The 12,143-nt window shown below is 38.9% G+C and carries 9 protein-coding genes and 4 pseudogenes; 4 read left to right on the top strand and 9 right to left on the bottom strand.

The window, feature by feature from the left end; all coding sequences use genetic code 11:
- Positions 1–646 precede the first annotated feature (646 nt).
- From blaI to bla, 4 genes and pseudogenes are all read right to left on the bottom strand, one after another.
- Positions 647–1,030, bottom strand: coding sequence for a penicillinase repressor BlaI (gene blaI / locus ACE1TI_RS20820; protein WP_375009441.1), 384 nt, complete (start codon positions 1,028–1,030; stop codon positions 647–649).
- Positions 1,031–1,051: 21 nt separating this feature from the next.
- Positions 1,052–1,180: a hypothetical protein gene (locus ACE1TI_RS20815; protein ID WP_375009443.1), complete on the bottom strand. Its 129-nt coding sequence runs from the start codon at positions 1,178–1,180 to the stop codon at positions 1,052–1,054.
- A gap of 95 nt (positions 1,181–1,275) precedes the next feature.
- Positions 1,276–2,756, bottom strand: a pseudogene (locus ACE1TI_RS20810) (BlaR1 family beta-lactam sensor/signal transducer).
- Positions 2,757–2,960: 204 nt separating this feature from the next.
- Positions 2,961–3,896 carry a class A beta-lactamase gene (gene bla / locus ACE1TI_RS20805; protein ID WP_375009442.1) on the bottom strand — a complete coding sequence of 312 codons (936 nt, stop codon included), beginning with the start codon at positions 3,894–3,896 and terminating at the stop codon, positions 2,961–2,963.
- Between the two features lie 786 nt (positions 3,897–4,682).
- Here bla and ACE1TI_RS20800 point away from each other — a divergent pair.
- Positions 4,683–5,051 (top strand): annotated as a pseudogene (locus tag ACE1TI_RS20800) (group II intron maturase-specific domain-containing protein); the annotation flags it as partial.
- A gap of 482 nt (positions 5,052–5,533) precedes the next feature.
- Entirely contained in the window at positions 5,534–5,758 is a 225-nt protein-coding gene (locus tag ACE1TI_RS20795; RefSeq protein ID WP_375009440.1) for an AAA family ATPase, read from the top strand.
- 692 nt (positions 5,759–6,450) lie between these two features.
- On the opposite strand, the gene ACE1TI_RS20790 is transcribed toward ACE1TI_RS20795, so the two are convergent.
- The gene (locus ACE1TI_RS20790; RefSeq protein ID WP_375009439.1) at positions 6,451–6,759 is read right to left on the bottom strand and encodes a glycoside hydrolase family 66 protein; all 309 of its coding nucleotides are present in this window, start codon (positions 6,757–6,759) and stop codon (positions 6,451–6,453) included.
- Between the two features lie 637 nt (positions 6,760–7,396).
- On the opposite strand from ACE1TI_RS20790, the gene ACE1TI_RS20785 reads away from it, so the two are divergent.
- Together ACE1TI_RS20785 and ACE1TI_RS20780 are read left to right on the top strand one after the other, a co-directional pair.
- Entirely contained in the window at positions 7,397–8,623 is a 1,227-nt protein-coding gene (locus ACE1TI_RS20785; RefSeq protein WP_375009438.1) for a serine hydrolase domain-containing protein, read from the top strand.
- A gap of 264 nt (positions 8,624–8,887) precedes the next feature.
- Positions 8,888–9,874 carry a VOC family protein gene (locus ACE1TI_RS20780; RefSeq protein ID WP_375009437.1) on the top strand — a complete coding sequence of 329 codons (987 nt, stop codon included), beginning with the start codon at positions 8,888–8,890 and terminating at the stop codon, positions 9,872–9,874.
- A 117-nt stretch (positions 9,875–9,991) separates the two neighbouring features.
- On the opposite strand, the pseudogene ACE1TI_RS20775 reads toward ACE1TI_RS20780, so the two are convergent.
- The 4 genes and pseudogenes from ACE1TI_RS20775 to ACE1TI_RS20760 form a co-directional block, all read right to left on the bottom strand.
- A pseudogene (locus tag ACE1TI_RS20775) lies at positions 9,992–10,230 on the bottom strand (sigma 54-interacting transcriptional regulator); the annotation flags it as partial.
- 363 nt (positions 10,231–10,593) lie between these two features.
- Positions 10,594–11,031 (bottom strand): annotated as a pseudogene (locus ACE1TI_RS20770) (beta/alpha barrel domain-containing protein); the annotation flags it as partial.
- A 266-nt stretch (positions 11,032–11,297) separates the two neighbouring features.
- The gene (locus tag ACE1TI_RS20765; RefSeq protein WP_375009436.1) at positions 11,298–11,471 is read right to left on the bottom strand and encodes a tyrosine-type recombinase/integrase; all 174 of its coding nucleotides are present in this window, start codon (positions 11,469–11,471) and stop codon (positions 11,298–11,300) included.
- 356 nt (positions 11,472–11,827) lie between these two features.
- Positions 11,828–12,143: ATP-binding protein (locus ACE1TI_RS20760; protein WP_375009435.1), on the bottom strand; the 316-nt coding region annotated here is incomplete at its 5' end.

Here is a 12,143-nt window from a genome sequence, read left to right as displayed (position 1 = left end):
AAGTGGCGGCGGCGAAACGCCGCCAAAAGAAGCAAGCAGCATAAACATCTACAAAAAAAGCCATGGTCACCATCTTCTTGGATGGCGTCCCATGGCTTTTCAGTTTAGAGGCTTTTGATACAGCCCCTTATAATACGATAGGGGGCGATTGATAGGGAGGGTTGCCGTCCATCATCTCTGACTAAAATAACTTAGTTTCCAAATGTAATTACTACTGCAATCAACTTGTTACAAGTTAAGGTCAAGAAATACTTCAAATGACCATTAAAAAAGGAAACAAGATCACTGTTCTTTTATTTTCCAACCATTTTTCTAAAGAAACACGAAAAGAAGCCATGTAGATCGCAACAAAAAGCCTTATCTCGTTAAGATTGGCATGGTATAAAGTCTGTCCCCGATTGTTGGCTCAGATTCCAATAGGGCGATAGAGAAACATTGAAGGGATAGAAGAGGTTTCCATGGCCGCTTTAAAACGAATCTGAAGATTGGATCGCTCCTGCTGATGCTGACTGGCCAGATATCCTAAGAGCTCTCTAATGATCAAGTAAACAAATTCCATCCCTTAAACTTCAAATGGATCTCACTCTTTCTAGATTAGATTTCAATAAAAACGTATAAGGATGCTTTCAACTTTTAAAAGGCCAGTCTATTTTTTATTCTGCTTCTTATCCAGGATGGACCTTAGTTCTTTAATATCTTCTTCAGACAGGTCTTCGTCCTGAATGAATTGAACGAGCATTGACTTTAAGGTGCCGTCATAGAATCGTTTTACAAAGGATTTTGTTTTATCACGTTGGCATTCGTCCTGGGAGTAAAGCGGATAAAATGCATAAACTCTCTGATTTTTATGGACGCCGACGACTTCTTTTTTAGTGAGCCTATCCAACAGTGTCCGTACGGTTTTCGGGTTCCAGTCCGTATATGCCGGCAAGGAGGAATTGATATCACTTGCTGTTTGCGGCCCTTTTTCCCAAAGCACCTTTAAGACTACCCATTCCGACTCTGAAATAGTCGGTATTTTTTTCGTCATGTGAATCCCTGCCTTTACCTTTTAATAGATGCCTTTATTGTTCAAAATGGATTTCGTAATGTCAGCAGCTATACTGCCGCTGGCATGATTGTCGTTTTCGATATTCGTTGTAAAGAAATATGTGTTGGTATTTGTTTCTACAAACCCAATGAACCAGCCATTTACATTTTTCCGGTTAATCGTTCCTGTGCCGGTTTGCCATAAAGGGTTTGAACTATCTTTAGTCTCCAGTTTGATGGCATTCTTTACGAATTGAATATCTTTTCATCGAATCCAAAGTGATTTGTATAAAATTTTTTGAGTGTCTGCACCTGTTCGATCGGTGAAATTTTCAAGGAAGATTCAAGCCAATAGTCTTCGATTCCACCTGCCAGATTATGATTACCGTACTGTATCCTTTCCGTGTAGGTTTCAATATTTTTCTTTTGTACCATTTTGTCCATCTGCTGGAAATACCACGTTACAGAGTTTTCCATCGCCGTATACAAATTTTGATTATGGTTCCAGCTTCGATAAGGATACGATTGCCCATTCCACTTCATGAAGTTGTCATTTCGTGTGATAACTTCGGACTCCAATGCAAATAATGCACTGTAAATTTTGTACGTGGAATTTGGCGAAACCCGCAATGTGCTTTTGTCTTTATTATAGATATTGTATTGCTTCTCCCGTAAATCGTACAATACAAAGCTACCTTCATAACCATTGAAGAAAGCGCTTAAATCCTCATATACTGTTTGCTTATTGTCAAAATCAATGTGGTCATCATAAGGCATAGCAGAAACAATCGGTATTTGAATCATGACAAATCCGGCAAAAAGTATAAAAATCAGGATACTTTTCACTTTTACCAGCTTTGTTTCAGATGCAAAGGCTGCAATACGTTCAATTCGTTTTTTTATTTGCTTTTTTGAACTAGCAATCTGGTTAACCATTGCGAAATGCCTTGGAAGATAAGATTTATCCGCAAACTTAATAATCGTGTTTCCATATGCTGCGTGCTGATGTTGATTCAATGTATGTAGCACAGCACTGTCACACGCGATTTCCCTGTCCAGCCGCATTTCCTTGAACGCCATCCAGATAAATGGATTAAACCAGTATAAAATCTGGAATATGACGATCAGGTAATTTGTGGCAACGTCTTTGTTTTTATAGTGATGTAATTCATGCTGCAAAATGTATTTTATTTCATCCGTGGACAGCCAAACTTCAGCATGACGCGGCAGGATGATGCAGGGTTGAATATCCCGAACATCAGTGGGGATTTGATGAGTTGTGATTCCATCAATACTAGTGGATGCGATACATTCAGCCTTTGTTTGCACTGTTCGAATAATGATAGAACCTCGTTATTCGTAAGCGCATTTGCGGACTTTTTTATTTGCCACAGTTTTATCCATGAGTGCATGGCAATAATAATCATCACGAGCATGCCTGCTATCCATATTATGGTTAAAACAGGATCCAGAACTGTAAAATTAAACCGATTAACGGATGTTGAAAAATCGTGCATCCAATTTCCATTATTTGATTGAGGGTTTTCGGTTGTGATGCCGGCTTGCGCTTGATTACTGTTTTGGTTCCCATTCCCCGTGAACTTACCCCCGAAGCTTAATAATTGCGTTGGAAGATAAGGAATTAACAAAGCGATTAATAACAGAAACCAGAGATTATATTTCCATTTGGAAGACAATTGATTCTTAAAAATCTTTCGGATCAACATGATAACAATGACCATGATAGAAGATATGAACAAGCTAACAGCTAGATGGAGAGCGGTCATTTATTCATCTCCTTAATCGCTATATTACACCTCATTCTTACATATGGCGTTTGTTATGAAGGACGGGTTTATGCCATTTTGGTGTATATAAACGGGTGGGTTAAGGGTCACACATGCCGTCCGACATGTGTGAGCACAGGTTTCTTATTTTAAAGCATCCAGTGTGATTTTGGCAGCCTTTGCAACCAGCGCATCATCATATTCGGCATTCTTTGTATCGTACCGGGACATAACTGCTATGACGATTGGTTCTCTGTTCGGCGGCCATACAACGGCGATATCATTTCTTGTTCCGTAGCTGCCAGCTCCGCTTTTATCATCAACTGTCCATCCTTGAGGGGCTCCGGCACGTATCAATGTATCTCCTGTTTCATTTCCTTTCATCCAGTCGATAAGCAATTCACGCTTATCATCTGGAAGAAAGTCATCAAGGGCTACTTTCTTTAGATTAGTGGCCATAGCTCTCGATGTGCTGGTATCACGCTTATTCCCCGGCGTGAATTCATTTAATTCGGTTTCGTATCGTTCGGGCTTCGTAACGTCATCGCCAATGTCGTGTAAGGCTTGCTTAAATTGATCAGGCCCACCGATCGCCTCAAGTAGAAGGTTCCCAGCGGTGTTGTCGCTTTTCCGGATAGCCGCCTCACTGATTTCCAACAGTGTCAGTCCGGTATCCACGTGTTTCTCGGTAACCGGAGAATAGGTAACTAAGTCATCCTTGGTGTATGTAACGATTTTTTTTAGTTTTTCTATGTCGTTTTGCTTCAGCAGGATCGCTGAAGCCAAAACTTTAAAGGTAGATGAATAGGCATAATGTTCATCCGGTCTATATTCGACAGTTTGATTCGTACCTGTATCAATTGCATAGACACCTATTCGGGCATCAAATTCTGTTTCAAGCTGTGTAAATTCTTTATCCTTATTGATCATTTTCTCTGATTCGTTCTCCTTGTCGGATGATGCGTCGGTTTGATTGTCTGCATTTGTGCATGCGGTAAGTATTGTGAGTAACAGTAATGTTATGGACAGTGTAACCAAACGAATGCCAACTTTGTATGAATTTGTTTTTTTCACATGGATACCCTCTTTTTATTAGATTGTTGTACTCAAACTTCCACCGTTTGTTGTAAGGATTTTATACGCCCTCCACTTACAGTTGTAGTCAAAAAGCTGTCAAGTCGAAATTTTAAATATAGTATCAAACAATCTCTTAGGGCTTTTCTTTGAAAGTAGTATGTGGGCAAGTTTGTCACAATGGAATGGGTGGAGGGTGGTTAGTGAAACATACTTTCAAAAATAGTGGAATTTTTAAAAGACTACTAAGATATCTCAATTTCAAGTCTTCCAGTTTAGGGGGCAATCCTTCAACAAACAATACGTGTTTCAACAGCCACTATACAAAACAAAGTCCAATACTGCCCGAATCCCTTACAGTAAATCCAGCACCTACATGGGAGGAAAGTGGTTAGACTTACCCGGGGAGGTCTTAACAGGGTTCCCGACAAGAGGGAAGGAATTTCCCACAGGAACAATCATACCAGTGATGGTGTGATGAATGTTAAGAAGTCAGCAGAAGCCATAGTAATCCAAAAGGATGAAGGGCTGAACGATAGTAATCCTGGAAACAGTGGAGGTGAGAGAAATACGAAAATCTACAAGAGAATAGGATGGAATCCGAAGGTACAGTAGAAGCGTGTAGTATTTCTCACGGTGAAACTGAAAAAAGGGATGGTGTGCCTAACCTCATCGACAAAGTCGTAAGCCGGGACAATCTCAATCTAGCATACGGAAGAGTCAAAGCCAATAAAGGCTCCGCTGGATCGATGAGGGTTTCGCCCCCATCAAAAGTCTAAAAAGAACCTTGAGAAGAAGCTAACACAGCGGACCAAACGAAACCGAAGTGGGAACATCCGTGACATTATCAAGGAAGTCAACGAAGTCACGACCGAATGGATAAACTACTATGGGATTAGTTATATGAAGGGATATATTCGGCGCATAGATCAATGGATCAGACGCAGAATAAGGCAAATCATATGGAAACGCTGGAAGAAAGTGAAGACAAAGTATAAGAGTCTGATAAAACTTAAAGTTCCTAAACCAAAGGCTTGGGAGTGGGCAAACACACGGAAAGAGTACTGGCGTATCGCATGTAGTTATGTTCTACACAGAGCCATTTCAAATGAGATTCTCGAAAAAGTCGGTTTAAAAAATCTAAACCGACTTTTCGAGTAAGCACAATCAAACTATTGAACCGCCGTATATGGAACCGTACGTACAGTGGTGTGAGAGGACGGGGTTAACCACCCCTTCTACTCGATTTTAAGAAATTTTTGGGTGATACCATCAATATGTAGAGTGTTTTTATAAAATTAAGTTTCTCTAAATACTATAAAAGAATACAGTGATAAAATGGAATTGCATCATAAAATAACCAAAAAGGAGTGGAGCTTATTGTCTGAAAAAAAGCTAAAGAGGTTTTAAGTGCCTGGTTGAAAAAGCGAAACGAGTGGGAAAAGCATCTTTGGAACAAAAGTTTAACTACTGAAATGGGAGAAGAAATAGATGATATCCTTCTCTTTATTTCTCTATGAAAATGGTCTGGATGAAGACTTTCAAGGTATTTGGGGAGAAGGTTGATATTGATGAAATATTGGATGTACCAGTTCAAAATCATGAGACAGATAAGAACTTTACGATAAATAAAGATTTCTGATATGAATAATGTTAATGCTCTTTCACAAAATCAAAGTATTACTTTTTCACCTAATTTAACATTAGTATACGGAGAGAACGGTAGTGGAAAATCCGGTTTTTCTAGATTGTTAAGTACTGGTTGTGTGTCTAGAGTTTTGCCTAATCTTAAAGGAGATTCTGAATCAAATCCCAGTGCAAAAATATTAATTGGAAAAGGTAATGAAGATTTCACAATTGATTTTTGAAGTAGGAAGTAAAAATAATGATTTGAAAAATTTTTATGTTTTCGATAGTAAAAGTATCAGTACACACGCGTAAGTGAAGCTTCAGGTGTTACTATCAATCCCCCTATATTGGAAGTGTTTAGTGAAGTTATTGAAGGTTTAGATAAAATTCAAGATAAACAAAATTATGAAAAAGAAATAATGAATGTCGAAAACCCTACAAAAGCAAAAGCAATTTTTGAGAATTGAAGTACAAATTCGGACTTTTGTCTAAATCTCAATTCACAGAGTACTATTAAAGAAGTAAACGTACAATAACTTTCACGCCTGATGATGAGGAAACATTAAGAGATTTGAACTCAACATTGAAAGAAAAAACCACACTAAATATTGATTATGAAAATAAAAAAATAATGCAGGAAAAACAACAAGGGATAATTGATTTAAAGCGAATCTAGACAAGTATCTTTTTGGGATAAACCCCTATTAATAAAGAAAATTGAAATATATAATGGGAAAAAGAAGTTAGCTAATATGGTAAGTTTGGAACAATTCAGGAAGGAAGATGTTGATTAGATCGGTAGTAAAGAATGGAAAACATTAGTAGAGACGGCAGTCATTCTCTTAGAAAAAACTGATGAGGGGATAGATAATGTAAATAATTATCCGTTGTGTAACCAAATATTAGATATAAAAAACAAAGCGATCTTGTTTTACAGCTTTTCTGATTTATTTTTTTTTAGAGAGTAAGACTGCTCCATAGTTGAATCGACTGTCTTATTTAGATGCTTGACAATTAACTCGATTTTTCCATGATTAATTGTGTGCTTTGTGTTGTTCGTGAGGTTAATATTAAATTCAATTGTTTCTCCGGGGTTGTACATTGACTTATCTGTTGAAACAGCCTGGATAATATCTTTTCCAGATTCCTCAGCACTTACATGGGAAGGAGAATGGAGAATGCTAGTCAATAATAATAGGACAATTAAAATTTTTCCTGTTTTGTAACTAAAGCCTTTCAAATTAACCACTCCTTAGTTTAATTTATAGAGTAAAGGTAGGTCAATTTTACCGTTTGTGACAGAAACAGCTGAATCATCAGCCCAAACCATCATTGCTGAAAGTGAAAGAAAAATACTTGCAGCATGATCAAAAGGGTGAAGCTTTTTTTGGTCATTTTGTTCCTCCTTTTGATCTAATGGTCATAGATGGGACTACTTGATACACCCCTTCCTCTCCCGGCTTTAGGATAACGCTTTCATGAATCTTAACATGGAAACTCGTTCAATATTTCCTTTATTTTCTTAAAGTAGAATTTTTATCTGATTGACCGGGCAATACGTGATGGCTCTATAAAATTAATGAATGTCATTTTTTTCTGGATCTATTTTTTTCTTACTTAACAGGGGATACAATTGATAAAAACAACCCCAAAAACTTAATAAGAGACTGTCAAATCTATGTTTATGTCCCAGAGTGCCATATTTTTGACGCCAGTTTCTAATCCCTGAGTAGTGTCTATCTATGGATGTTAGGGAATGCTCTCTTACTATTCAGTTATCTCCGACTCATATCAGTAAAAAATTGACAGTCTATATCTGAACATGATATTATTAATATTCAGATTTTTTAATATATTCCAAGGAGATGGTGAAACCTGTGAAAAACCAAGCGTTAAAGAGTGCTCTAAAAGATTCTCTTGACAAAGTTCTGGATCATGCAGTAGGTAAGCCTGGAGGCGTTCCCGGAGTGGTTGCCATGATAACTGACTGCGAGGGCAACATCTATGAGGGTGCAGCAGGGGTACGCGAGCTTGGAAAGGAAACACCGATGACCACCGACACAGTGTGTGCTCTTTTCTCGACCACTAAGGCCATCACCGGAACAGCATTGATGCAATTGGTCGAAGAAGGAAAAGTTAGGCTCGACGATCCGGTCAAGAAGTATGTGCCTGAGATTTCCGAGATTAAAGTTGTTGAGGGGTTTGACTCAGATGGGCAGCCCAAATTAAGAGAACCCAGGACCGACATTACGATCAATATGCTGATGCTTCATACTGCTGGCTTTGGATATGATTTCTTCAGTAATGAGGATCGAAGATATCGTGAGGCTAGGGACATACCATCTATACTCACTAGTACCTTTGACTCGATTAAGAATGTGCTGTTATTCGAGCCAGGTGAACGCTGGAACTATGGCGTCAACATCGACTGGGTTGGCAAGGTTGTCGAAGCTGTACGCGGCAAGCGGTTGAGCGAAGTGATGACTGAACATATTTTTGCCCCCTTGGATATGACTGATATCCGGTTTACGTTAACACCGTCGATGATGGAACGCCGCGCAACTATCCACAATCGTGCTCAGGACGGCAGTATTACTCCACTACCTGATCTCATGCTCCCGCAATCTCCCGAAATGGATATGGGGGGACACGGTTTGTATGCTAGTATTGGTGAGTACATGAAGTTTATTCGGATGATCCTGAATGATGGTGCGGGCGTACTTGAACCAGAAACCGTTGCGCAAATGTCTCAGAACGGGCTTGGAGCATTGAGAAGCGGCGGATGGATCTCGTCAGATCCATCGCTGGCAAATGACGGTGAGTTCTACCCAGGTGTGGAAAAGTCGTGGGCTTATACATTCCAAGTAAATGAGGATCCAACCCCAACGGGTCGCCCAGCAGGCCAACTGATGTGGGCTGGTCTGGCCAATCTGTTCTACTGGATCGATCGCGAGAACGGCATTGGTGGATTATTTGCTTCTCAAATACTCCCTTTTCATGATCCGGCTTCGTACCTGGGCTTCATTGAATTAGAGTCAGCAGTCTACCATACGTTGAGGAGATTAGGAGCGGACCGTCGTCAAAAAGTGCAGATTGACGGTTAGATTTTATGGTTCTGGTGTAAAAAGAATGAGGCAGACAAACCGTTATGATCATTATCTACTCTATGGGCAATTTTTATTCGGAATAAAAAAATAATATCGAATTTTCATAGTGTAAAAACCGGAAATATTCGGTATTAATCTTATATTTTTACTTACATTTTGACAAAAATCCGAGGTTTGCACCAGAACCGTTAGATTTAGCTTATTGAAATCTAAATATTAATACCAAATGTAAGTTATAAAAGAGCAAAGGAGAAGAATTCAATGAAACCGATATTTACTAAAGTCCTTCAAGTAGGTGTTGTAGTAAAGGATTTGGATCAGACCATGAAAGTATATGCAGATAAGTATAGAATTGGACCTTGGGCAGTATATGAATTTAATCAGGATACAGTGGCGGATATGAGTGTAGGCGGCAAGCGAATGGATTATGCTATGCGGCTAGCTGTTGCAGATATAGGAGGTGTCCAATGGGAACTAATTGAACCTTTGGATGAAATCAGTGATTATGCACGATTTTTAAAAGAGTATGGGGAAGGAATCCATCATGTGGCATTGGATACGGTATCCTATGAAAGTGCGCTAGAATTCTGCAAGAAAAATGGTTTAGGTCCGGTACAGTACGGTTACTGGGGAAAGAACTTCCACTATGACTACAGGGATACTCGTGATGATATGAAGTGTATTGTTGAGCTGTACGGTCCTGAAGAAAGCTTTAAATGGCCGGAGCCAGTAGCTGTCTATCCGGAAAAGCCTATGCAAGGAAAAACAATATTTACTAAAGTCCTTCAAGTAGGTGTCGTAGTAAAGGATTTGGATCAGGCCATGAAAGTATATGCAGATAAATATGAAATTGGGCCTTGGGCAGTATATGAATTTAATCAGGATACAGTGGCGGATATGAGTGTAGGTGGCAAGCGAATGGATTATGCTATGCGGCTAGCTGTTGCAGATATAGGAGGTGTCCAATGGGAACTAATTGAACCTTTGGATGAAATCAGTGATTATGCACGATTTTTAAAAGAGTATGGGGAAGGAATCCATCATGTGGCATTGGATACGGTATCCTATGAAAGCGCGCTAGAATTCTGCAAGAAAAATGGTTTAGGTCTGGTACAGTACGGTTACTGGGGAAAGAACTTCCACTATGACTACAGGGATACTCGTGATGATATGAAGTGTATTGTTGAGCTGTACGGTCCTGAAGAAAGCTTTAAATGGCCGGAGCCAGTAGCTGTCTATCCGAACTAGTTAGGCGAATATATGAAGGTTGAAATTCAAGAAGTGTAAATCCTCAACCTAATAATGAATGACTTAGATATCTATGAAAGTGAATCTAACATAGTATTTTTTTCGGGGTCTTTAATTTTAATAACAGTTTTTCCTATATTTAATTTTGTGTGCCAATTCAAAATGTCCCGGATTGCCGCTGCGTTTCGCTACTGTAAATGCACCTGACTCATAACCAAACAGTTCAGATTCCAGCAAGTTTTCCGGAAGCGCACCGCAATTCACCTTAATGGTTTATCTTTTCTGGAACTAAACTCGTGTGTTGCCCTCGCTAATACATCTTTCCTTGTCCCCGATTCTTCGGTAATTAAAATATAGAATTGACGTTTGAAATTCGTTCAATCAGAGCCATAACATGTTTCATTTTTTCACTGGTGTCAATAACGCGATTTTTGTTTGGTTTTTCTTTAATTTCAACAATTCGCTTTCGTACTTTTTTACCTTTTCTCATTTTGCTTTACCCATTGTTTTAATTGTGTTACATTCCGTGATATCTCTCGAATTGCAAATGACCGCACGATTTCCTTTCTTCTCATTGAAAATCGGATTACCGGTTGCCATCTTGACTTTTTCTACCCGTGTTTCCTGATATACGGTTACCCGTTTTTTATCCAAATCATTTAAAGGAAGTTTTATCAATAACTATATGGGTGCGTTTACACTGTCGTAATGCACCCATATCATGTTTCTATAGGGATTGACCTATCCATAAATCTTTTACCGTTATTTTTTATGAACAGAACAGAAGCATCGTAAATCGTATCTGCAGCATAATTGCCTCATTGAATTCTTCATCAGACTGATTGGCATTTAAGCCACCGGCCAACGCTCGGGAGAAGCTCGCAATGAGACCGTCATTTATCTTTCAACTTCTCATTCGCTTCATCACGGGAATAGCCGCCTCAAAGAGCGACAAGACGTATAACGCGCTGATGCTCAACCAACTCTTTATAGGCATTAGCCTTCGTTGGTATCGTGAGCTTCAGCATCATGTTTTCTTCTGATAAATCATTCAGATGTTTGATGATTTCCTCACGCAGAATTTCTTCTCACTTTTCTTTATTCTCACTGTGAATATTGACTTCAGGTTCGATGATAGGGACGAGGTCGGAAGCAATGTTTGGCGACTTCGTCTAGAGGGCTAATCCGGGACAACGTTTCTTATTCGTTGCCTTTCAAGTTCGTCGAGCTTTTTTTCGAAATCTAACTCAGCTTCTAAATAGGCGATGAGAGCTTCCGCCTTTTTCAGCTTTTCCTCCAATTTACAAGGATTTTATGTAAGATGAAAGCAAAATGCTAACATTTTGATAACACTGAAGATATTATTGGAGGCTTCTCATAAGTTGACCAAACTTTTGAGAAGCCTCTTTTTTCATTTCTTTTGTTACGTGGAGGTAAATATTTTTCGTAGTATAGTATCTTCATCTTGATGATCTAATTGTTTCCTGATTTGAGGTAGGCTTACTCCCGCTTCTGCGAGTAGTGAAGTATGGGCGTGACGTAATGAATGCGGAGTGATTTTTGGATTTAAATCAGCTAACTTCAACAAACGTTTCATTCAATTTTATATCCTATTAATATAAAGTGGATAGCCTGGAGTTTTATCATCCATGTGATTTAAGATAAACTCTTGATTGTGATACTTATCACGCTGTTTATTTCATTAATCACAGTCTCATCGAGATCTATTTTACGTACAGAGGTAATTGTTTTTGGAGTTAGTAACTTGTACTCCTTTTTATTGTTGCTTGGATTATAGTAGGGTTTAGTGACGCTTATAGTTTTTTCTTCCGTATCTGTAATTGTCAACTGAAAATTCCCCCACATAGTCATTTAAAACTCCCCCACCTAAAATTTCCATTTAAGGGAATATTTATTTAAGATAGGGGGATACTGATGAGATTCCCGTTCTTCTTACACAGACTGCTGATCTTGGAGCCACTGTTTTGTTTCTTTCATGCGATACGAGTTTCCATTCATATTTACGATATACGCCTGATGAGTTAAACGATCAATCATTGCTGCTGTCATCACAGGGTCTTGAAAAATCTCCCCCCAACGTTCAAAGCGCTTGTAGTTCTTCTGTGCATCCTCCGGCAACTTTTTAACAGACAAGTCTTCGATGTATTTTTTGTATGGAAATTCGGCTCGTCGAATGCGATTATACCTTGCGGTTTCTTGTCTCGTGTCCATTTCTCTTTCCAGCAGTAAAGCCAAAAATTCTTCATAG

It is taken from the genome of Alteribacillus sp. JSM 102045 (genome assembly GCF_041949975.1).
Classification (GTDB): Bacteria; Bacillota; Bacilli; order Bacillales; family Marinococcaceae; genus Alteribacillus.
This window is presented reverse-complemented; position numbering and strand designations above follow the sequence as displayed.